23 protein-coding genes and 2 tRNA genes are annotated in these 22,180 nt (G+C 52.7%); 18 read left to right on the forward strand and 7 right to left on the reverse strand.

The annotated features are described in order from the left end of the window. Window positions 1–8 precede the first annotated feature (8 nt). The 4 genes from mlaC to murA all read left to right on the forward strand — a co-directional run bounded on the left by mlaC (window position 9) and on the right by murA (window position 2,659). Entirely contained in the window at window positions 9–644 is a 636-nt protein-coding gene (gene mlaC, locus ACXKZG_RS02630; protein ID WP_013204042.1) for a phospholipid-binding protein MlaC, read from the forward strand. After that, entirely contained in the window at window positions 644–940 is a 297-nt protein-coding gene (mlaB, locus tag ACXKZG_RS02635; RefSeq protein WP_013204041.1) for a lipid asymmetry maintenance protein MlaB, read from the forward strand. The genes mlaC and mlaB overlap by 1 nt, the downstream gene beginning before the upstream one ends. A gap of 124 nt (window positions 941–1,064) precedes the next feature. Further along, window positions 1,065–1,319, forward strand: coding sequence for a BolA family iron metabolism protein IbaG (gene ibaG, locus ACXKZG_RS02640; protein ID WP_013204040.1), 255 nt, complete (start codon window positions 1,065–1,067; stop codon window positions 1,317–1,319). Window positions 1,320–1,396: 77 nt separating this feature from the next. Then, entirely contained in the window at window positions 1,397–2,659 is a 1,263-nt protein-coding gene (gene murA / locus ACXKZG_RS02645; RefSeq protein WP_013204039.1) for a UDP-N-acetylglucosamine 1-carboxyvinyltransferase, read from the forward strand. Window positions 2,660–2,710: 51 nt separating this feature from the next. Here the strand turns inward: murA and ACXKZG_RS02650 are convergent, their stop codons facing one another. Beyond that, window positions 2,711–2,968, reverse strand: coding sequence for a helix-turn-helix domain-containing protein (locus ACXKZG_RS02650; RefSeq protein WP_013204038.1), 258 nt, complete (start codon window positions 2,966–2,968; stop codon window positions 2,711–2,713). A 318-nt stretch (window positions 2,969–3,286) separates the two neighbouring features. Next, window positions 3,287–4,258 (reverse strand): octaprenyl diphosphate synthase, encoded by a 972-nt coding sequence (gene ispB / locus ACXKZG_RS02655; protein ID WP_106381970.1) that lies wholly within the window; start codon window positions 4,256–4,258, stop codon window positions 3,287–3,289. Window positions 4,259–4,512: 254 nt separating this feature from the next. Here ispB and rplU point away from each other — a divergent pair, with 254 nt between their 5' ends. From rplU to fepB, 4 genes are all read left to right on the forward strand, one after another. Further along, the gene (gene rplU / locus ACXKZG_RS02660) at window positions 4,513–4,824 is read left to right on the forward strand and encodes a 50S ribosomal protein L21 (RefSeq protein WP_013204036.1); all 312 of its coding nucleotides are present in this window, start codon (window positions 4,513–4,515) and stop codon (window positions 4,822–4,824) included. 15 nt (window positions 4,825–4,839) lie between these two features. Continuing rightward, window positions 4,840–5,097, forward strand: coding sequence for a 50S ribosomal protein L27 (rpmA, locus tag ACXKZG_RS02665; protein WP_013204035.1), 258 nt, complete (start codon window positions 4,840–4,842; stop codon window positions 5,095–5,097). Between the two features lie 329 nt (window positions 5,098–5,426). Next, entirely contained in the window at window positions 5,427–6,614 is a 1,188-nt protein-coding gene (gene cgtA, locus ACXKZG_RS02670) for an Obg family GTPase CgtA (RefSeq protein WP_488875641.1), read from the forward strand. A gap of 147 nt (window positions 6,615–6,761) precedes the next feature. Then, entirely contained in the window at window positions 6,762–7,730 is a 969-nt protein-coding gene (gene fepB, locus ACXKZG_RS02675) for a Fe2+-enterobactin ABC transporter substrate-binding protein (RefSeq protein WP_488875642.1), read from the forward strand. Here fepB and fes read toward each other — a convergent pair. Beyond that, complete coding sequence (gene fes / locus ACXKZG_RS02680; protein WP_488875643.1) at window positions 7,695–8,933, reverse strand: enterochelin esterase; 1,239 nt, start codon at window positions 8,931–8,933, stop codon at window positions 7,695–7,697. The two genes, fepB and fes, sit on opposite strands and share 36 nt — an antisense overlap. A gap of 156 nt (window positions 8,934–9,089) precedes the next feature. Here fes and ACXKZG_RS02685 point away from each other — a divergent pair, with 156 nt between their 5' ends. After that, a complete protein-coding gene (locus tag ACXKZG_RS02685; RefSeq protein WP_488875644.1) occupies window positions 9,090–11,303 on the forward strand; it encodes a TonB-dependent siderophore receptor in 2,214 nt (737 codons plus the stop codon). Window positions 11,304–11,337: 34 nt separating this feature from the next. On the opposite strand, the gene pmrB is transcribed toward ACXKZG_RS02685, so the two are convergent. The 3 genes from pmrB to dacB are packed head-to-tail and all read right to left on the reverse strand — an operon-like array spanning window position 11,338 to window position 14,491. Next, entirely contained in the window at window positions 11,338–12,393 is a 1,056-nt protein-coding gene (pmrB, locus tag ACXKZG_RS02690; protein ID WP_134822853.1) for a two-component system sensor histidine kinase PmrB, read from the reverse strand. Next, window positions 12,390–13,052: a two-component system response regulator PmrA gene (gene pmrA, locus ACXKZG_RS02695; RefSeq protein ID WP_013204028.1), complete on the reverse strand. Its 663-nt coding sequence runs from the start codon at window positions 13,050–13,052 to the stop codon at window positions 12,390–12,392. Before pmrA ends, pmrB begins: the two co-directional genes overlap by 4 nt. Before the next feature lie 5 nt (window positions 13,053–13,057). Continuing rightward, window positions 13,058–14,491: a serine-type D-Ala-D-Ala carboxypeptidase gene (gene dacB / locus ACXKZG_RS02700; protein ID WP_488876216.1), complete on the reverse strand. Its 1,434-nt coding sequence runs from the start codon at window positions 14,489–14,491 to the stop codon at window positions 13,058–13,060. A gap of 248 nt (window positions 14,492–14,739) precedes the next feature. On the opposite strand from dacB, the gene greA reads away from it, so the two are divergent. Beyond that, the gene (gene greA, locus ACXKZG_RS02705; RefSeq protein WP_013204026.1) at window positions 14,740–15,216 is read left to right on the forward strand and encodes a transcription elongation factor GreA; all 477 of its coding nucleotides are present in this window, start codon (window positions 14,740–14,742) and stop codon (window positions 15,214–15,216) included. 125 nt (window positions 15,217–15,341) lie between these two features. Here the strand turns inward: greA and yhbY are convergent, their stop codons facing one another. Then, window positions 15,342–15,635, reverse strand: coding sequence for a ribosome assembly RNA-binding protein YhbY (gene yhbY / locus ACXKZG_RS02710; protein ID WP_013204025.1), 294 nt, complete (start codon window positions 15,633–15,635; stop codon window positions 15,342–15,344). Between the two features lie 128 nt (window positions 15,636–15,763). Between yhbY and rlmE the strand changes: the two genes are divergently transcribed. From rlmE to rimP, 8 genes are all read left to right on the forward strand, one after another. After that, the gene (rlmE, locus tag ACXKZG_RS02715) at window positions 15,764–16,393 is read left to right on the forward strand and encodes a 23S rRNA (uridine(2552)-2'-O)-methyltransferase RlmE (protein ID WP_053145041.1); all 630 of its coding nucleotides are present in this window, start codon (window positions 15,764–15,766) and stop codon (window positions 16,391–16,393) included. A gap of 56 nt (window positions 16,394–16,449) precedes the next feature. Continuing rightward, on the forward strand, window positions 16,450–18,384 hold the full coding sequence (ftsH, locus tag ACXKZG_RS02720) for an ATP-dependent zinc metalloprotease FtsH (RefSeq protein ID WP_013204023.1): 1,935 nt from the start codon (window positions 16,450–16,452) through the stop codon (window positions 18,382–18,384). Window positions 18,385–18,499: 115 nt separating this feature from the next. Beyond that, on the forward strand, window positions 18,500–19,336 hold the full coding sequence (gene folP / locus ACXKZG_RS02725) for a dihydropteroate synthase (protein ID WP_488875645.1): 837 nt from the start codon (window positions 18,500–18,502) through the stop codon (window positions 19,334–19,336). Window positions 19,337–19,340: 4 nt separating this feature from the next. After that, a complete protein-coding gene (gene glmM / locus ACXKZG_RS02730) occupies window positions 19,341–20,675 on the forward strand; it encodes a phosphoglucosamine mutase (protein ID WP_013204021.1) in 1,335 nt (444 codons plus the stop codon). Window positions 20,676–20,895: 220 nt separating this feature from the next. Then, window positions 20,896–21,228: a preprotein translocase subunit SecG gene (gene secG / locus ACXKZG_RS02735; protein WP_013204019.1), complete on the forward strand. Its 333-nt coding sequence runs from the start codon at window positions 20,896–20,898 to the stop codon at window positions 21,226–21,228. Between the two features lie 54 nt (window positions 21,229–21,282). Then, window positions 21,283–21,369, forward strand: a tRNA-Leu gene (locus tag ACXKZG_RS02740). A gap of 61 nt (window positions 21,370–21,430) precedes the next feature. Further along, window positions 21,431–21,507, forward strand: a tRNA-Met gene (locus tag ACXKZG_RS02745). A gap of 212 nt (window positions 21,508–21,719) precedes the next feature. Beyond that, a complete protein-coding gene (rimP, locus tag ACXKZG_RS02750; RefSeq protein WP_041692438.1) occupies window positions 21,720–22,172 on the forward strand; it encodes a ribosome maturation factor RimP in 453 nt (150 codons plus the stop codon). Window positions 22,173–22,180: the final 8 nt, after the last annotated feature.

A 22,180-nucleotide genomic window follows, 5' to 3' on the forward strand; every position in this document is an offset into this window, starting at 1 on the left:
GACAAGTCATGTTTAAACGTTTCCTGATGATGGCAATGCTGGTTATTGCCCCGGTTGCAGCCAATGCGGCAGCAGATCAAACCAATCCTTATCAGCTGATGAACGAAGCGGCAGGGAAAACCTTCACCCGGCTGAAGACCGAGCAGCCTAAAATCAAACAGGATCCTGACTATCTGCGTCAGATCGTGCGTGAAGAGCTGTTGCCGTATGTGCAAATCAAATACGCCGGCGCGTTGGTGTTAGGTCGCTATTACAAAGATGCGACGCCTGCGCAGCGCGATGCGTACTTCAAAGCCTTTGGTGATTATCTGGCACAGGCCTATGGTCAGGCGCTGGCGCTGTATAACGGGCAGACTTACCAGATTGCTCCTGAGCAATCCTATGCAGACAAAACCATTATCGCGATCCGCGTCACCATTGTTGATCCGAACGGTCGTCCACCTGTGCGTCTGGATTTCCAGTGGCGCAAAAACAGCCGCAGCGGCGACTGGCAGGCGTATGACATGATTGCTGAAGGGGTAAGCATGATTACCACTAAGCAAAATGAGTGGAGCGACACGCTGCGTCAGAAGGGCATCGATGGCCTGACCGAGCAGCTGAAGTCTTATGCTAAACAGCCTATCACGTTGGATAAACAGCAGTAATGAGCGATCAACTGAGCTGGCGTCTTGAGGCAAACCAGTTACATTTGTCCGGCGAACTGCAGCGCGAAACCCTGTTAGCGCTGTGGAAGCAGCGCGAGACGGTAATGAAACAGATCGATACAATCGACGTTTCTGAACTGGATCGGGTTGATTCGGCTGGGCTGGCGCTGCTGGTCCATCTGCGGCAGATAGCATTACAACAGGGCAAAGCGCCCCAATTTACGGGCATCAACGATAAACTTCATTCGTTGATTACCCTGTATAACTTGCAGCAGATCATTGTTTCCCGCGGATAAAATGCCTGGCGGAAACTGAACAGAAAGAGCCCCTGCACCGTCAGGGGCTTTTTGCTTGTTTAAGATAGCGGCACTTTCCACTAATATGTGTGCCTGTTTATCATCTATTAAATTTAGAAGCCTCATGGAAACTAGTGAAATTCAATCCGTGCTGATGGGCGCGTTACCGTTGCAGGAAGTCCACGTTACTGGCGATGGCAGCCATTTTCAGGTTATCGCGGTAGGCGAACTGTTTGCCGATCTCAGCCGGGTCAAAAAACAGCAGACTGTCTATGCACCGCTGATGGCGTATATCGCTGACAACCGCATGCACGCAGTCTCAATCAAAACATTTACCCCTGAAGAGTGGGCGCGCGACCGTAAGTTAAACGGTTTTTAAGCTGTTTCGCTGTGGTCACCGCGCAAGATCGTGGTGAGGCGAACAGACCTTTATTTTTTTAAAAGAGAGCTGGTGCAATGGATAAATTTCGTGTGCAGGGTCCGACCCGTTTAAGCGGGGAAGTCACTATTTCCGGCGCAAAAAACGCTGCGCTGCCGATCCTGTTCGCCGCTCTGCTGGCGGAAGAGCCTGTAGAGATTCAGAATGTCCCGAAACTGAAGGACATCGATACCACCATGAAGCTGTTAAGCCAGCTGGGTGTTAAGGCTGAGCGTAACGGTTCTGTGCATCTGGATGCCAGTGACGTCAATATCTACTGCGCACCTTATGATCTGGTGAAAACCATGCGCGCTTCCATCTGGGCGCTTGGCCCGCTGGTGGCCCGTTTTGGTCAGGGGCAGGTTTCTCTGCCTGGCGGTTGCGCCATCGGTGCCCGCCCTGTTGACCTGCACATTACCGGTCTGGAACAGCTGGGTGCTGAGATCAAGCTTGAAGAAGGCTATGTGAAAGCGTCCGTCGATGGCCGTCTGAAAGGCGCACATATCGTGATGGACAAGGTTAGCGTTGGCGCGACCGTTACCATCATGAGCGCAGCCACACTGGCTACCGGTACGACGGTTATCGAGAATGCTGCGCGCGAGCCAGAAATTGTGGACACCGCGAACTTCCTGAACACCTTAGGTGCGAAAATCACCGGTGCCGGCAGCGACCGTATTACCATTGAAGGCGTTGAGCGTCTGGGCGGCGGAGTTTACCGCGTTCTGCCCGACCGTATTGAAACGGGAACCTTCCTGATTGCTGCGGCGATTTCTGGCGGAAAAGTCCTTTGTCACGCGACTCAGCCGGACACGCTGGATGCCGTACTGGCTAAGCTGCGTGAAGCCGGTGCAGAAATTCAAACCGGTCCGGACTGGATCAGTCTGGATATGCATGGCAAGCGGCCTAAAGCGGTCAACTTCCGCACTGCGCCGCATCCGGGCTTCCCAACGGATATGCAGGCTCAGTTCAGCTTGCTGAATCTGGTGGCAGAAGGCACCGGTGTGATCACCGAGACCATCTTCGAAAACCGCTTTATGCACATCCCGGAGCTGATCCGTATGGGTGCGCATGCTGAGATAGAGAGCAACACCGCGATTTGTCATGGTGTTGAGAAGCTCTCCGGTGCTCAGGTAATGGCGACCGATCTGCGTGCGTCAGCCAGCCTGGTTCTGGCAGGTTGTATCGCAGAAGGCACCACAATTGTTGACCGTATTTATCATATCGACCGTGGCTATGAGCACATCGAAGATAAACTGAAGGCGCTGGGCGCGAACATTGAGCGCGTGAGCGGCGAAGAGTAATTTTTTCGTCCTCAGCAATGAAAGGCGGTAGGAAACTACCGCCTTTATTTATTACCTCATCAGCCCCTTGCGGTCGATAAGCTTTTTCGTGATGGGATGGTAATAGCGGCTTGGCCAGATCTCGGCGGGATGAATTTGCAGCGCATCCGCAATCAGCCACTCACCTTTTGGCCAGGGGCGAAATAGCGCATTGGCGAGTGTCGATGAGCAGAGTCCAGCATCGCGTGAAACCCCTGCCAGACTGGTTCCCTTTTTGCGCAGGCTCGCAATAATGTCTGCGTTGTGCCAGTCATCTTTAAATTTGACCATTTGTGTCTCCTCCTTGTACACCTGACTTCTCAGGACATTCCTTTATTAACGGCTGAGCAGCATGACTATGTTTGGAAACAGTGCCTGCTTTACTGCTCATAGTCGTAATACACCGCGAGGCATTTATAGCAACTTCAGGAACTTTGTTTCCAGTATTTTCTAAATGTTGAGGTAACTTTTTGCGAGGAAACGCATAAGTTGCAGAAGTTTTGGCCGGTTAACTGCGCAAGGTATCAGGCAAAGAGGGATGGAGGATGAGTTCACGACGAAAAGGGCTGGAAAAAGGGGGGCAGAGCGCGGTTTCCCGCGCTTAAAAGACTAGTATTCGCGCTGTACTGACATGTGAGCAAGCGCTTCAAGCGCACTGCGCCAGGGTGATTCAGGCAGTGCTTTAAGCGCCGAAATGGCTTTATCCGCTTCATGCTCCGCGGCTTGACGCGTCCATTCCAGAGAGCCACATTGGCGCATGGTTTCCAGAACGGGTTCCAATAAATGGCGTCCGTTGCCCTGTTCAATCGCTTCGCGGATCATCTGGGATTGTTCAGGGGTACCATTGCGCATCGCATGCAGCAGCGGCAGGGTAGGCTTGCCTTCACTCAGGTCATCACCGACATTTTTACCGAGCGTTTTACCATCGGCGCTGTAATCCAGCAGATCGTCGATTAACTGGAAAGCGGTGCCAATGAAGCGGCCGTAGTCCTGCAGCGCTTTTTCCTGCTCTGGCACAGCCTCAGCAAGGATGGCTGAAGATTGGGCTGCCGCTTCAAACAGACGGGCGGTTTTGCTGTAAATCACCCGCATGTAGCTTTCTTCGGTGATATCCGGGTCGTTGCAGTTCATGAGCTGCAGGACTTCGCCTTCAGCGATAACGTTCACTGCTTCAGACATTAGCGCCAGTACCCGGAGCGATCCGAGGCTGGTCATCATCTGGAAAGCACGCGTGTAAATGAAGTCGCCAACCAGCACGCTGGCCGCGTTACCAAAAGCAGCATTGGCCGTGGCTTTGCCGCGACGCATGTCGGATTCATCCACCACATCGTCATGCAGCAGCGTGGCCGTGTGAATAAATTCGATCAGGGCTGCTACGGTAACATGCTGTTTCCCGGTGTAATTAACGGCGCGAGCCGCTAAAACAGCGATCATCGGACGGATGCGTTTGCCTCCACCACTGATGATGTAGTAACCCAACTGATTAATGAGGGAGACCTCAGAGTTCAGCTGTTCGAGGATAGTTGCGTTGACGTCCGCCATATCTTGCGCGGTGAGTTCGTTTATCTGTTCTAAGTTCATCAGTCTGTTCAGCTATTGCTCAGTATGCTGCTATGATAAGCGTCTTTACCCGTGCCTGCGGCAGGTTATGTATTACAGATTGTACTGGAAAATCAGCGCAACGAAACAATTGCATTCGCTTAGCGTTTTTTTTCTGCAATACCCCGCATCAGGCACTTGTCATTATCCTGGAAGTTGCGTAGAATTCGCGCCCTATTGTGAATATTTATAGCGCAGCCTGAAACTAAGACGGCAAGCGCGAAAGCGGAGTTTATATGTACGCGGTTTTCCAAAGTGGTGGTAAACAACACCGAGTAAGCGAAGGTCAGACCGTTCGCCTGGAAAAGCTGGACATCGCAACCGGCGAAACGATTGAATTCGACCAGGTTCTGATGATTGCCAACGGTGAAGATGTGTCAATTGGCGCGCCTTTAGTTTCAGGTGGCTTGATCAAGGCAGAAATTATTGCTCATGGTCGCGGCGACAAGATCAAGATTGTTAAGTTCCGTCGTCGTAAGCATTACCGTAAGCAGCAGGGTCACCGTCAGTGGTTTACTGACGTGAAGATCACTGGCATCAGCGCGTAAGAGGAGATCTGACAAATGGCACACAAGAAAGCTGGCGGCTCCACTCGAAATGGTCGCGATTCCAATGCAAAACGCCTCGGCGTTAAGCGTTTCGGCGGCGAATCTGTTCTGGCAGGTAGCATCATCGTTCGTCAGCGTGGAACCAAATTCCATGCGGGCACCAACGTAGGCTGCGGCCGTGACCACACTCTGTTTGCAACTGCAAACGGCAAGGTCCAGTTCGAAGTGAAAGGCCCGAACAACCGTAAATACATCAGCATCGTTGCTGAGTAAGGTTTTCGTGCCTGAAAGCGGTACCTGATACCGCTTTCAGCAGCGAATCTAAAAGCCCCGCTATGATTGCGGGGCTTTTTACATTCTGCGTTCTGCCCCGGCGTAATTACGTCTGAGGGTTCACAGCAAAGGTCACTTTTGCTGTACACTTTATATTCAGCTGCACGATGTCTTGAGGCGGATCCCCTTTCTGGAATCGACGTGAAGACAGCTTTTGCGGCGCCAGAAACCCAGTTTCCGTCACCAGGCACACCAGCTTGCTACGGCGGATCACTCCCGGACACGCGTCACCTTGCCAGCGTCGGGCGAATGATTTACGGAGAAGTAACATGAAGTTTGTTGATGAAGCGACGATACTCGTCGCTGCGGGCGATGGCGGCAATGGCTGCGTCAGCTTCCGTCGTGAGAAATATATCCCAAGAGGCGGTCCGGACGGCGGCGACGGTGGTGACGGCGGCGATGTCTACATGCAGGCCGATGAAAACCTCAATACCCTGATTGACTACCGTTTCGAAAAATCTTTCCGTTCAGAGCGTGGCCAGAATGGTCAGAGCCGTGATTGTACCGGCAAACGTGGTCAGGACATTATTATTAAAGTGCCGGTCGGCACCCGTATCATCGATCAGGGCACTGGCGAGACGCTGGGCGACATGATGACGCATGGTCAGATCCAGATGGTCGCGAAAGGCGGCTGGCATGGTCTGGGCAACTCCCGCTTCAAATCCTCCGTAAACCGTTCTCCTCGTCAGAAAACGATGGGGACCAAGGGTGAAGTGCGTGATATTCAGCTGGAACTGATGCTGCTGGCTGACGTGGGTATGCTTGGCTTGCCGAATGCCGGTAAATCAACCTTTATCCGTGCGGTGTCCGCCGCGAAACCAAAAGTGGCTGACTATCCGTTTACCACGCTGGTACCAAGCCTCGGCGTGGTTCGTATGGACACTGAACAGAGCTTTGTGATCGCCGATATCCCGGGTCTGATCGAAGGGGCATCTGATGGCGCGGGTCTGGGTATTCGCTTCCTTAAGCACCTTGAGCGCTGCCGTGTGCTGTTACACACCATCGATCTGGCGCCAATTGATGAATCCGATCCGATTGAGAATGCCCGCATCATCCTCGGTGAGTTGGAAAAATACAGCGAGAAGCTCTTCAACAAACCGCGCTGGTTAGTGTTCAACAAAGTTGACCTGCTGGACGAAGAAGAAGCGGAATCTCGTGCTAAAGCGATTGCTGATGCGCTGGGCTGGACAGATAAATACTATCTGATCTCTGCTGCCAACCGTACTGGCGTAACGCCATTGTGCTGGGATGTGATGTCCTTTATCAACGCCAATCCAAAAGAAGTGGAAGAAGCACAGAAGCAGCCTGAGAAAGTCGAGTTCATGTGGGATGACTATCATCGCCAGCAACTCGAAGAAGCTGAAGCAGAATCTGCTGTTGAAGTGGAAGACGACGACTGGGATGACGACTGGGATGAAGAGGACGACGAAGGCGTCGAAATCATCTACAAGCGTTAATCCAACAAAAGGACACCCCGGTGTCCTTTTTTTATGTCTGCAGCTCGGGCAATTAAGTCTTTTAAATGGTAAAGATAATTATTATCATCTTTGCCATCCTTCGATTTGCCATGTTTTGACATCGGCGCTTTGCCAACGAGCCTGATAATGACCTCTGCCTTCCTCACGCGTTACCCGCTACTGTTCAGCCTGCTTTTGATCCCCTTTCTCGCCCAGGCTGATGCCCGTCCTGACTGGCCGCGCCATCTTTCAACCTCAAAGGGGGAAGTTGTGCTTAAGCAGCCGCCGCGACGTATTGTTTCAACCAGCGTGACGCTTACTGGTTCATTACTGGCGATTGAAGCCCCGGTTATTGCCAGCGGGGTAACTCAGCCTGGAAAACGGCTTGCCGATGATCGGGGGTTCTTTCGTCAATGGGGCGATATTGCCAGCGCCCGCGGGGTAAAACCGTTACCCACAGGGGAAGCCAGTCTGGAAGCCATCGCCGCGCAGGATCCAGATTTGATCGTGGTCAGCGCAACGGGAAAAGACTCAGCTGTCACGCTGTATGACCGCCTTTCGCTGATTGCACCCACGCTGGTGATTAATTACGACCAGCAGAGCTGGCAGCAAACAGAGCGACAACTTGCAAAAGCCACCGGAAAGGAGAGCGAAGCGGAGGCTTCTATTCAGTCATTTGCCAGACGAGTCGCTGCCGTCAAAGCGGCAATAGTATTGCCACCGCAGCCCGTCTCTGCACTGGTGTTCAATCCACAAAGTCAGGCCGCTAATCTCTGGACCCGCGACTCTGCGCAGGGGCAATTGCTGGAATCATTGGGGTTTACCCTGGCCACGGTGCCCGCTGAACTGGCTCAGGCGCAACGGAGGTTGCAACGCAAAGACATTATCCCACTCAGTGGCGAGAGCCTGGTGACGGGGATCAATGGGCAATCTGTATTGATGTTCGCCGCCGATCAATCTGGCAAAGTGGCACTGCTGTCTGCGCCTTTACTGGCGGCGTCGCCTGCCGTTCAGCATCAGAAGGTCTATACGCTGGGGAATGACAGCTTCCGCCTTGACTACTACAGTGCAAACCATCTTTTAACGCGACTTAGGGATCTCTTCGCTGCTCACTGAGTCGGACCATAACCACTTAAGTCCGTCCGTGATCCCTCCGCGCCAGCAGAGGGCATCATGACCGCCGTCAATCTCCCGAAAGCGGACATCAAGGCCAGCATCGACCAGCAGGGGATATAACTGCCGGTTCGAATCAAGAATGATTTTCTCATGCCAGCCTGCATCCAGTGCAATGCGTTGCCCGGGCATTCCGGCAATTCCCTTTACAACCTGTTGTATCAACAACCCTGTCGCTTGCTCAGGTTGGTGATCCCGGCGTGGCCACCAAAAAGATCCTGACTGACTAAGCGCACAGCCAAAGCGTTCAGGCCAGTTCAGCACCGCATACACCGCCGCGAGGCCACCAAAACTCTGTCCAACAACAACGGTATTTTTTGCTTGCCCGGAAAACGCGATTTTCCGCCGCAGTTCGGGTAACAATTCCTGTTGAATGGCCTGCCAGAAGAGCGGATTACAGGGGAGCTCTGCGGCTCTCAGCGAGTTATCCACCGAATCGATAAATATGTATACCGCTTCAGGCAGGTCTCCGCTGCGTGTCAGCGTTGCCAATGGCGCTGCAACAGGTTGACTCTTTAGCCAAAATTTCCCGTCAAGCAGGATCACCAGTGGACGATGAAGGGGATTTTCTTCGCCGGTGGCCAGTATCGCCACGTCTCGGGTATTACCCAGTAACACGCTCTCCCAGCTCAAGTTCAGGGTTTCAAGCCGATTATCCTCAGTCTGCCACTCGGGTTGCGCTGGTGCTGCAGGCATATGCAGCGGAGACACCCAGTGACCACGTCCGTTTTGCCAGCCCGCCAGCGGATTGTAACGATCGGGTTGTGCCAGTGGGAATTTCTGCTGCCACCACTGTCTCAGGGAAAGCATCGAAAGCGGTTCGGCGGGCAACTCATCTGCGGTGTCAGGCATCAAAGAGTAACTGCCACGCCAGCCCTGGCTCAGGGACAGAGTGGTCTGCCAGACGTCGGTTCCAGCAATGCGCTTAAGAGAGTGGGGAAGCCCACCACGATGATGGTCGGTTATGCCGATAATGTTCAGCCAGACGTTGCGGATCGCCGAGTGGAACTCATCCCCGTCAGGATCGCGCCAGAGGAAAGTCACTAAGGCGTTTTTTCCCTTTTCCCTGGCGATAAATGGGGTGCCTTGTTGAGCGACAGATTGCCACCAGGCCTCTGTTCCGATTACAGATGTTAAAGCCGTCATAGATTATCAAACCACTGAGTGAACTTTCTGACAAAAATAGAAATGATTGTAATAATCGTATTGATAATTATTTGCATTTGCAATAGTGTGTTGCCGCACTTTTGCCAATTTGGCCCGGGTAATTTTGAAGGGCATATTTGTAGGGAAACAGGCTTCATGACCAGATTTTCACGCTTATCACTGACGATTCTCGCAGGACTGGGAGGCGTCGCGCTGGCTCAGGCAGACACCGTTGATGCCAATGGTGGCACGCTGATGGTGACGGCCGCGCAGCAGACGCTTCAGGCGCCAGGCGTTTCGACCATTACGGCCGACGAAATCAAAAAACGTCCTCCCGCCAGAGATCTCTCTGAAATCATTCGGACCATGCCAGGCGTCAACCTGACCGGCAACTCAACCAGCGGACAGCGCGGTAACAACCGTCAGATTGATATTCGTGGCATGGGTCCAGAAAACACGCTTATCCTGATTGACGGTCTGCCCGTTTCCAGCCGCAACTCGGTACGGTTAGGCTGGCGTGGCGAGCGTGATACGCGTGGAGACACCAACTGGGTTCCACCTGAAATGGTCGACCATATTGAGGTGATTCGCGGGCCTGCCGCAGCGCGCTATGGTAACGGCGCCGCAGGTGGCGTGGTGAATATTATCACTAAGCAGGCCAGTAATGAGTGGCATGGTGCCTGGAATAGCTATCTGAATATGCCGGAGCATCGCTCTGAAGGATCGACCAAACGCACCAACTTCTCACTCAGTGGGCCGCTCTCTGATGCCGTCAGCTTTATGCTGTATGGCAACCTCAGTAAAACGCAGGCTGATGCGCAGTTTATCAATGAAGGGCATCAGTCACTGAGAACCGGCACGTATGCTGATACGGTGCCGGCAGGGCGGGAAGGGGTGGAAAATAAAGATATCCACGGCAAATTGCGTTGGGAGTTTGCGCCACGCCAGGTACTGGAATTCAGTGCAGGCTACAGTCGGCAAGGAAATCTGTACGCCGGAGACACGCAAAATACCAATACCAGCGCACTGGTGCAGGACAACTATGGCAATGAGACTAACCGTCTCTACCGTCAGGACTTCGCCACCACGTGGACAGGCGTGTGGGATAACGGCATCAGCACCCGCAGTTATGCGCAGTATGAAAACACGCGTAACAGCCGGATGAACGAAGGGCTGGCAGGCGGTACGGAAGGGATTTTCTCCGACAGCGGCTTCTCCACCATCCAGCTGGATGACGTATTGTTGCACAGTGAAATCAGCGTTCCTTTTGAGCTGTTGGTCAATCAGACCGCAACGTTTGGCGTCGAATGGAATCAGCAACGCATGAAAGACGGGGCTTCCAATACTCAGGCGCTGTCCGGCGGTAACATTGAAGGGATCGGAAGCAGCAACCGCAGCCCTTACTCCTCTGCAGAAATATTCTCGTTGTTTGCTGAAGACAATATCGAGCTCACTGACAGTACCACGCTGGTGCCCGGTTTGAGATTTGATCACCACAGTATTGTCGGTGATAACTGGAGTCCTTCGTTGAACCTTTCACAGGCGCTGGACGATGACTTCACCCTGAAGCTGGGCATTGCCCGCGCCTACAAAGCACCGAGCCTTTACCAGACCAATCCAAATTACGTCCTGTACAGTCGTGGGCAAGGCTGTGCAGACAGTGCCGGCGCCTGCTATCTGATGGGGAATGACGACCTCAAAGCAGAAACCAGCATTAACAAGGAAGTGGGGATTGAGTATAAGCATGAGGGCTATCAGGCCGGGATCACCTGGTTCCGCAATGATTATCGCAATAAAATTGAAGCGGGCTATCAACCGAGTGGTACGTCCACTTCGGGCGGTGCTGATATCTACCAGTGGGAAAATGTGCCAAAAGCGGTAGTAGAAGGGCTGGAGGGAACGGTTAACCTGCCGCTGACTGAATCAGTAAGCTGGAACAACAATCTGACGTATATGCTGCAAAGCAAAAACAAAACGACAGGCGACCGCTTATCAATCATCCCGGAATATACCCTTAACTCGACGCTGGCCTGGCAGGCCTCAGACGCGCTTTCCCTGCAAAGCACCCTGACCTGGTACGGTCGACAGACGCCGAAAAAATATAACTACAAGGGAGAGTCAGTCAGCGGGACGGAGCAATCGACGGTCAGTCCCTACTCCATCGTTGGCTTGAGCGGCACCTACGATGTGAACAAATACGTGAGCGTCACTCTTGGCGTGGATAACGTGCTGGATAAACGTCATTTCAGGGAAGGGAATGCACAAACAACCGGTAATGCCACGACCAATGCGTATATGTATGGCGCAGGGGCGAACACCTATAACGAATCGGGCCGGACCTGGTATATGGGCCTGAACACGCATTTCTGAGGATGGTGGCGGTGGGGACGGACCCCCACCACGTCTAGTTCAGATTTTGCGGCAACCAGCAGGTGGCATTGAGCCCACTTCGATCCTCTCGGTTGGTTAATCGCAACTCACCGTGATGGATCTGCGCGATGCGCAGCACAATATTCAGTCCCAACCCACTGCCGCCATAACGTTGATCCATCCTGCGAAACGCTTTTGTCAGGTCGGCTGCCGCTTCAGGATCAATACCTGGCCCTTCATCTCTGACAGTGAAACGGCTGCCGCCGTTTTCACTTTCTGCCAACAGGCTGATATGGCTGCCTTCCGGGCTGTATCTCGAGGCATTCTCCAGCAAATTACGCACCATCAATCGCAACAGAACGGCATCGCCTTCAGCTTCAAGCGACAGGTCACCTGAGACCTCCAGCGTCTGCTGGCGCAGCAATAGCATCTCAACCATTTCCTGCTGCAATGGCTGGAAGACACTTTCCCAGCTGACCACCTGATAATGGCCACCGGCCAGAGCCTGACCTGCACGGGACAGCATCAGCAGTTGCTCAATGACATGCATGAGCTGGTCGATGCGTTTCACTAGCATCGGACCCTGGGTAACACCCTGTTGCTCCAGCAGTTCAAGGTGAAGCCGTAATCCGGCAAGCGGTGTACGCAGCTCATGTGCGGCATCAGCGGTGAAAAGCCGCTCTTGCTGCAAGGTATGATCGAGCCTGCCCAGTAACTGATTCAGGGCGCGCGTCACTGCAGCAATTTCATCCATGTCAGAGAAATTAGGCAGCGGCGTGAGATTATCGGCAGAACGTTCAGACAAGCTGTTCTGCAATGACTTCAACGGGCGAATGATCCAGCTGATCGCCCAGAAAGAGAGTAGCAGCGTGAAGCAGACCATCACCACGGAAGGCAGCAACAGTGAGGCTATCGCTTCGCGGATTTCATTTTCGACTCGCTCATTGCGGGCGTGAGCAGAGAGCGTTTCGTTAACCAGGAAACTGATCTGTTCGCGACTTTCATGCCACAGCCAGGCCGCGCTCATCATCTGACAGGACAGCAGGATCAATGCCAGCATAATCAGCAAACGCCGACGCATACTGTTCAAGTGCGTTCTTCCAGACGATATCCCACGCCACGCACCGTCTTGATGCGGTCTTTGCCCAGCTTGCGGCGCAAGTTGTGGATATGCACCTCAAGCGTGTTAGAGCCGGTATCATCCTGCCAGCTATAAAGGTCTTGTTGCAGCGTTTCACGATGCACCGTCTGACTGATGCGCATCAATAGACGCGTCAGCAGTGCAAACTCTTTCGGCGTCAGCTCAACAGGCTGATTGTCTATATAAACTTGCTGAGAAGACAGGTTAAGGGAGAGATCGCCCTGTTGCAGCAGGTTATCGCTGCGACCCTGATAGCGGCGAATCAAAGCCCGGACTCTGGCCTTCAATTCGGCCAGCGCGAAGGGTTTAACCAGATAATCATCGGCACCGGCATCCAGTCCATCAACCCGATCCTCTAAGGCATCACGGGCAGTGAGGATTAGCACCGGCAGATCGATAGTCTCTTTACGCCACTGCCGCAGCAGCTGCCTGCCGTCCCGATCCGGCAACCCAAGATCGAGAACAATCAGGCTGTACTGGCCGCTTTGCAGCAGAGCACAGGCTTCAGCGCCATTCTTAGCCGCATCCACCGCATACCCTTCAGTCGTCAGCGCCTGAACCAGTCCGCCCAACAGCAAAGCATCATCTTCAACAACCAGTAGTTTCATAATTGTCAGTTATTTTGGTAAACATCCTTATAAAGCCGGCTCTCAAAGCGGACCAGCGGAATACGTCGCTGGCGCTGATCTTCCGGCGGAACGGCATAGCCAGAAAGATACTGGACGAATGCCACGCGCTGCCCGCTGGCTGTCGTCATAAAGCCAGCAAGGTTATACACACCCTGCAATGAACCGGTCTTGGCTGATACCTTTCCGTCGACGCCTGCTTCATGAAGACCACCACGATAGCGTAACGTTCCGTCGTAGCCTGCGAGAGGCAACATGGAAATGAAATTCAGCTGTTGATCATTTTGTGCAATGTATTGTAACGCTTGCATCATGGTCGCCGGGGAAATCAAATCGTGCCGTGAAAGCCCCGAACCGTCTACCTGAATGCTGTTGCCCAGATCGACATTCGCCTTTTGCCTCAGTATCTGACGCACGGCATCAGAGCCGGCGCGCCAGGTGCCAGGGACGCCAAATCGCTCATGTCCAATGGTGCGGAACACGGTATCGGCAATCATATTGTCCGACTTCTTCAGCATGATCTTCAGCAGATCGTGTAAGGGTGCAGACTGCGTTTCTGCCAGCACGTTAGCTGGCTGCGTGACCTGAGTCTGACGCAGTAAATGGCCGGAATAATCGATATCGGCTGCCTGCAACTCCGCTTTTAACAGGGCACCGGCATAGCTAGCGCCATCCTGAATAGCAAAGGCCAGCGGCAAGGGTTCGGTACGCTGGGTCATACATCCGGTCAGGGTGAAGCGGTTTAATTCGCCTGGCACCACATCCAGCTCACAATACTGTGCATCCGGCGAGCCTTTCGCCAGCGTTCGCACCTGGCTAAACATACTGACCGGATAATAGGAGGCCACGCGGATAAACGCCTTGTCCCCTGGATTCGGTGCGCTGTAAAGCGATACCGAGAAGCAGTTACGGTCAACAATGGCAGCGGCTGGCGGCGCACTAAAGCACTGCGTCAGGTCATTCCACGGCCAGCCTGGGGCTTCGTCGTGGCTGGCAAATACCGACGTATCAATCACCAAATTGCCCTGAATATGCTTCACACCCTGCTTTTTCAGCGTGGTGACCATATTGCGCAAGTCCTGACGCGTCAGCGTCGGATCGCCACCAAAACGGGCCACCAGATCGCCTTGCAGCGTGCCATCATTAATGGTGCCTTTGCTTTCCAGTTGCGTATGAAAATGGTAGTCCGGCCCAAGCTGAAGCAGCGCCGCCAGGGCGGTCAAGACTTTCATCGTACTGGCCGGCAGCGCCATCTGTTTACTGTGGTAGTCAATTGAAGGCGTGGTTGCGCCTATTTTCTGCACAATCAGCGCCAGGTTTGCGCCATCAGGTAAATATTGGGTGTAGTCTTCAACCGAAGCAGCGTGGGCATTCAGCATAAATGCGCAGGCTAAACCGGTAACAATTCGTGAAAATCGCATAATCTCGCGTTTACTGACAGGTGATGCTGACATACTACGGTGCATCGTTGTGGAAAGTAAACGATGACCCATAAGGAACTCTGGGTTAAAATACGTATCAAAATGCAAAACCTCCAGGCCCTGAGCTTCCCTTTGGGTCTGGTTTATTTCGTTTGAAATTCAGTGGCAAGCGCCGCAGAACGCTTTTTCTGCATGAACCTGTCAGGATGACGAAATTTTGCACAGGACAGAGTTTACGAGGTATTGAGATGAATCAGATTCCGATGACGTTAAGGGGCGCGGACAAACTGCGCGAAGAGCTGGAAGAGCTGAAAACCATTAAACGCCCCCGAATTATTGCCTCAATTGCAGACGCACGTGAGCACGGCGACTTAAAAGAAAACGCTGAGTATCACGCAGCGCGCGAAGAGCAGGGCTTCTGTGAAGGTCGTATCCAGGAGATCGAGGCAAAACTGTCTAATGCTCAGGTAATCGACGTCACCAAAATGAACGCGAACGGTCGGGTGATCTTCGGTTCAACCGTCAAGGTATTGAACCTGGATACTGACGAAGAGTCGACTTATCGCATCGTGGGCGATGATGAGGCTGATTTTAAGCAAAATCTGATTTCTGTGAACTCGCCAATGGCGCGCGGCCTGATTGGCAAAGAAGTTGATGATGTGACGATCGTGAAAACACCCGGCGGCGATGTCGAGTATGAGATTTTGAAGATAGAATATCTCTGATTTCTGCTACGCTGAAACTATCACGCGTATTGTAAAGAAAGGAAAAAGGCCGCTATGCGGCCTTTTATCAACATCAGGAGCGTGTCACCTTCTCCGGTCTAAGTTTCAGAATTGTTACCTGATCCTCAGCGCGGAAGGGAGATCTTGCGTTCCTTCGTTGGACGGTACAGTACCAGCATCTTGCCGATAACCTGCACGTTTGCTGCTTTGGTTTCGCGCACGATAGCCTCAACAACCAGTGCTTTCGTTTCACGGTCTTCCGTGGCGATTTTCACTTTGATGAGCTCGTGGTGCTCCAGTGCTTGTTCGATCTCGGCTAGCACCCCTTCGGTCAAACCATTGTTGCCCAGCATGACAACGGGCTTCAGCGGATGGGCCAGTCCTTTCAGGTGCTGTTTTTGTTTGGTACTCAGATTCATCGTATTTTTTACTTACATTGGGATTGAAAACGGGTCATTCTACCGCCATCTCTGGTGTATCACCAAATCGGCTTTGCTGATTTGCGCGGTTTATTTATCGCATGCGTTGAATCATAGTTGGAAATTGTATGACTGGTAAAAAGCGTTCGGCCAGTTCCAGCCGCTGGCTGCAGGAACACTTTAGCGATAAATATGTGCTTCAGGCACAGAAAAAAGGGCTGCGTTCTCGCGCCTGGTTTAAACTCGATGAAATACAGCAAGGTGACAAGCTGTTCAAACCTGGCATGACCGTCGTCGATCTGGGTGCTGCACCCGGAGGTTGGTCTCAATATGTGGTAACGCAGATTGGGTCAAAAGGCCGTGTTATTGGTTGTGATATCCTGCCGATGGATCCTATCGCCGGTGTCGATTTCCTCCAGGGCGATTTTCGTGATGAACTGGTCATGAAAGCGTTGCTGGAACGAGTAGGTGACAACAAAGTACAGGTTGTGATGTCCGATATGGCTCCCAACATGACAGGAACGCCAGCAGTTGATATTCCACGTGCAATGTATTTAGTTGAGCTTGCACTGGAAATGTGTCGTGATGTATTGGCACCTGGCGGCAGTTTTTTAGTAAAAGTGTTTCAGGGAGATGGCTTTGAAGATTACCTCCGGGAAATTCGCTCCCTGTTTACGAAAGTAAAAATTCGTAAGCCGGACGCTTCGCGCTCTCGTTCGCGTGAAGTGTACATTGTAGCGACAGGGCGCAAACTATAGTACCCTACGCTGTCTGTTAACACAGTTGTAATAAGAGGTTAATCCCCTTGAGTGACATGGCGAAAAACCTAATTCTTTGGTTAGTCATCGCGGTCGTGCTGATGTCTGTATTCCAAAGCTTTGGGCCCAGCGAGTCGAATGGCCGTAGGGTTGACTATTCAACCTTCCTGTCAGAAGTGAACCAGGATCAGGTCCGCGAGGCACGTATTAACGGGCGTGAAATCAACGTTGTCAAAAAAGACAGCAACAAATACACGACTTACATTCCTGTCAACGATCCCAAGTTGCTTGATAACCTGTTGACTAAAAATGTGAAAGTGGTTGGCGAACCGCCTGAAGAACCGAGCCTGTTGGCGTCGATCTTCATCTCATGGTTCCCAATGCTATTGCTTATTGGTGTCTGGATCTTCTTCATGCGCCAGATGCAGGGCGGGGGCGGCAAAGGGGCAATGTCCTTTGGTAAAAGCAAAGCCCGCATGCTGACGGAAGATCAGATCAAGACTACCTTCGCTGATGTTGCCGGTTGCGACGAAGCGAAAGACGAAGTGGCTGAGTTGGTTGAATACCTGCGTGAGCCAAGCCGTTTCCAGAAACTGGGCGGTAAAATTCCGAAAGGCGTTCTGATGGTCGGGCCTCCGGGTACCGGTAAAACGCTGCTGGCGAAAGCCATCGCCGGTGAAGCTAAAGTGCCTTTCTTCACTATCTCCGGTTCTGACTTCGTTGAAATGTTCGTTGGTGTGGGTGCATCCCGTGTTCGCGACATGTTTGAACAAGCCAAGAAAGCCGCGCCTTGCATCATCTTTATCGATGAGATCGATGCAGTCGGTCGTCAGCGTGGCGCTGGTTTAGGCGGTGGTCACGATGAACGTGAGCAGACGCTGAACCAGATGCTGGTTGAGATGGATGGTTTTGAAGGTAATGAAGGCATCATCGTCATCGCCGCGACTAACCGTCCAGACGTACTTGACCCGGCGCTGTTGCGTCCAGGCCGCTTTGACCGTCAGGTTGTTGTAGGCTTGCCAGACGTTCGAGGCCGTGAGCAGATCCTGAAAGTGCATATGCGTCGCGTTCCATTAGCGACCGACATTGAAGCATCCGTTATTGCCCGTGGTACGCCAGGCTTCTCAGGTGCCGATTTGGCTAACCTGGTCAACGAAGCTGCGCTGTTTGCAGCCCGTGGTAACAAACGCGTTGTGTCGATGGTTGAGTTCGAAAAAGCGAAAGACAAGATCATGATGGGTGCGGAACGTCGCTCCATGGTGATGACAGAATCGCAGAAAGAGTCGACGGCCTACCACGAAGCCGGTCACGCGATCATTGGTCGCCTGGTGCCGGAGCATGATCCGGTGCACAAAGTGACCATCATTCCTCGTGGCCGTGCATTAGGTGTGACCTTCTTCCTGCCTGAAGGCGACGCGATCAGCGCCAGCCGTCAGAAACTGGAAAGTCAGATTTCTACCCTTTACGGTGGCCGTCTGGCAGAAGAGATCATCTACGGTGTTGAGCGTGTTTCTACCGGTGCTTCTAACGACATCAAGGTAGCCACCTCAATAGCGCGTAACATGGTAACGCAATGGGGCTTCTCAGAGAAACTGGGCCCGCTGCTGTATGCTGAAGAAGAGGGTGAAGTATTCCTCGGTCGTTCAGTGGCTAAAGCGAAGCACATGTCTGATGAGACCGCGCGTATCATTGACCAGGAAGTGAAATCACTGGTTGAAGGTAACTACCAACGTGCACGTCGTATTCTGAACGAAAACATGGACATTCTTCACGCGATGAAAGATGCGCTGATGAAGTATGAAACCATTGATGCTCCACAGATCGATGACCTGATGGCACGCCGTGAAGTGCGTCCACCACAGGGTTGGGAAGATCCGGGCAGCACCAATAATTCTGACAGCAACGGTACGCCTAAGGCGCCGCGCCCGGTTGATGAACCGCGCACGCCTAATCCTGGTAACACCATGTCAGAGCAGCTGGGCGACAAGTAATTTACTTGTTCGTTTAAGCTCACTCCAAACCCCGGCGCTGTCCGGGGTTTTTTATATCTACAATTTCATTACCCGGTCCAACTGACCTGCTGAACCCGTTTGGAGACTTACCGTTATGAAGCTTTACGCCAGAGACACCATCCTCGATCTTTCCCATCCTCATGTGATGGGGATCCTGAATGTGACCCCGGATTCTTTCTCTGATGGCGGCAAGTATAACGATTTGGTTCAGGCGCTGACCCATGCCAACGAAATGATCAATGCCGGTGCCACCATTATTGATATCGGCGGCGAATCCACGCGTCCTGGCGCATCGGAAGTCAGTGTTGAGCAGGAGCTGGAACGGGTTATTCCGGTGGTTGAGGCTATTTCTCAACGTTTTGAAGTGTGGATTTCGGTCGATACATCAAAACCAGAGGTGATCCGGGAATCCGCAAATGCCGGTGCGCACATCATCAATGATATCCGTTCACTGCAGGAGCCGGGTGCTTTGGAAGCGGCGGCGGCAACGGGCCTGCCGATTTGTCTGATGCATATGCAGGGCGATCCGGGCACCATGCAACAATCGCCGAAGTACAAACAGCTGCTGCAGGATGTGGACGCCTTTTTTGTGCAGCACATCGCCAGATGCGAAGCCGCCGGGATCAAAAAAGAGCAGTTGATCCTCGACCCGGGATTCGGTTTCGGTAAGAATCTGTCCCACAATTATCAGTTGCTGGCCCATCTGGCTGATTTTCACCGGTTCGGCCTGCCACTGCTGGTCGGCATGTCCCGTAAAAGTATGATTGGGCAACTGCTGAATGTTGGCCCGTCGCAGCGGCTGACAGGCAGTCTGGCCTGCGCGGTAATCGCCGCGATGCAAGGCGCGCACATCCTGCGCGTTCATGATGTTAAAGAAACCGTCGAAGCGATGCGCGTCGTCGAAGCAACACTGTCAGCGAAGGAAGAGTAACGCTATGAGCAACCGTAAGTATTTTGGTACCGATGGCATCCGCGGCAAAGTGGGTGAGTCTCCTATTACACCTGACTTCGTGCTGAAGCTTGGCTGGGCAGCGGGTAAGGTGCTGGCACGCAATGGCTCAAAGAAAATTATCATCGGTAAAGATACGCGCATTTCTGGCTACATGCTGGAGTCGGCCCTTGAGGCAGGCCTGGCGGCGGCAGGATTATCGGCAGCCTTTACCGGACCAATGCCAACCCCAGCCATTGCCTATCTGACCAGAACCTTCCGTGCCGAAGCGGGGATTGTGATTTCGGCTTCGCACAATCCGTTTGATGATAACGGTATCAAGTTCTTTTCCATCGAAGGCACCAAGCTGCCAGATGACGTGGAAGAGGCGATCGAAGCGGAGATGGAGAAACCTATCACCTGCGTAGAATCTGCAGAGCTGGGACGTGCCAGCCGCATTGTTGATGCAGCCGGCCGCTACATCGAGTTTTGCAAAGGTACCTTCCCAAGTGAACTGAGCCTGAATGGCATGAAGATTGTGGTGGACTGCGCCAACGGTGCCACCTACCACATCGCGCCAAACGTCCTGCGTGAACTCGGCGCGACGGTGATCACAATTGGTGTTAATCCTGATGGCATGAACATCAACAAAGAGTGTGGCGCCACCGATGTCCGCAAGCTGCAAGAACGCGTGTTGTCGGAGAAAGCGGACGTGGGGCTGGCCTATGATGGCGATGGCGATCGCATCATGATGGTGGACCATCTGGGCCATAAAGTGGATGGCGATCAGATCCTGTATATCATTGCCCGTGAAGGCTTACGTCAGGGACAACTGCGCGGTGGTGTCGTCGGTACGCTGATGAGCAACATGGGGCTTGAACTGGCGCTTAAGCAACTGGGTATTCCGTTTGCGCGTGCAAAAGTGGGCGACCGCTACGTGCTGGAAAAACTGCAGGAAAAAGGCTGGCGTCTGGGCGCTGAAAACTCCGGCCACGTGATCCTGTTGGACAAGACAACTACCGGTGACGGTATCGTGGCAGGTTTGCAGGTACTCACTGCGATGGTGCGTAACCACATGACTCTGCACGATCTGTGCAGCGGCATGAAGTTGCTGCCACAGATCCTCGTTAACGTGCGCTTCAGTGGAACAACCGATCCGCTGGAAGATGCAACGGTCAAAACGGTCACTGCAGAAGTCGAAAAAGAGCTGCAGGGTCGTGGACGGGTGTTGTTGCGTAAATCAGGGACTGAACCGCTAATCCGCGTGATGGTTGAAGGCGAAGATGAAGCGCAAGTGACGGCGCTGGCACACCGGATTGCCGATGCGGTGAAGGCGGTCTGATAAGCCAGAAAAGGACGGTAGATGAGTGATTTACCAGCAACTCATTGCTCATTTGCCGTTTTTTTCCGCAATCAGATGCCTGGTGCTAAATTGCCCTTGCGCAGTCAGGCGGCTTTGGTTAGTATTCACACCCGCTTCTGATGGGTAGTGACAACGCTATCTCTCTAACTGGTTTGAAGCTTTTTGATGTGCGGCTACCGCGCAAGGAAACAGGTTAATTATGTACGAAGCTCTCTTAGTTGTTTTCCTTATTGTTGCAATCGGCCTTGTAGGTTTGATCATGCTTCAGCAAGGTAAAGGCGCTGATATGGGCGCGTCATTTGGTGCAGGCGGTTCGGCAACGCTGTTTGGTTCTAACGGTTCAGGTAACTTTATGACCCGTATGACCGCGGTATTGGCAACACTGTTCTTCATCATTAGCTTGATTCTGGGTAACCTCAACTCCAATAAGACTCAGAAAGGAAGCGAGTGGGAAAATCTGACTCAGCCTGCACAGTCGCAGCAGAGCCAGCCAGCTAAACCGGCAACCCCGGGTAGCGATATTCCACAGTAAGCAGTAAATGCAGTGATTTCGACACGACAGAAATAAAAAAGTCGTCACTTTAGTGCCGTGGTGGTGGAATTGGTAGACACGCTACCTTGAGGTGGTAGTGCCCGCATGGGCTTACGGGTTCAAGTCCCGTCCTCGGTACCAAACTTCAGTATTGCTTGCGTTTTACGCAAGATCGGCGTAGTATTTGCCACGTTATTTCGGACGCGGGGTGGAGCAGCCTGGTAGCTCGTCGGGCTCATAACCCGAAGGTCGTCGGTTCAAATCCGGCCCCCGCAACCACTTTCCCTTAGAGTTCTTTTTCAAATATACTGTATGCATCGAACGGCGCATCTCAGCAGATTTTGAAAAAAATTCTTTTGGATTGTGCCGAACCGCCAGATTTTTGGCGTACAGGGTCCAGTCGCATAAAGCCCCGATTTATCGGGGTTTTTTGTTATCAGGAAACAGCATACTGGGCTATTAAGCCCTTTTTTTATGTCTTGGGGGTGGCCTTGTCCACATTAGAGCAAAAATTAACTGAGCTGATCACAGCACCTGTAGAGGCGCTGGGCTACGAACTGGTCGGTATCGAGTTTGTACGCGGTCGTACATCGACGTTGCGCATCTATATTGATAGTGAAAATGGCATCAATGTTGACGATTGTGCTGATGTTAGCCACCAGGTAAGTGCCGTATTCGATGTCGAAGACCCGATTACTGTCGCTTATAACCTTGAAGTCTCCTCACCAGGCCTTGAGCGCCCACTCTTTACCGCTGCGCATTACGCACAATTTATTGGCGAAGAAGTGAGCCTGGTGCTGCGTATGGCCGTTCAAAACCGCCGCAAATGGCAGGGAATCATTAAATCTGTAGAAGGTGAAATGATCACTGTTGCTGTTGAGGGTAACGACGAAGTGTTCGCGCTGAGCAACATTCAGAAAGCGAACCTGGTTCCCCACTTTTAAAAGTCCGG

The sequence above is a fragment of the Erwinia sp. 2186 genome (assembly GCF_057812255.1).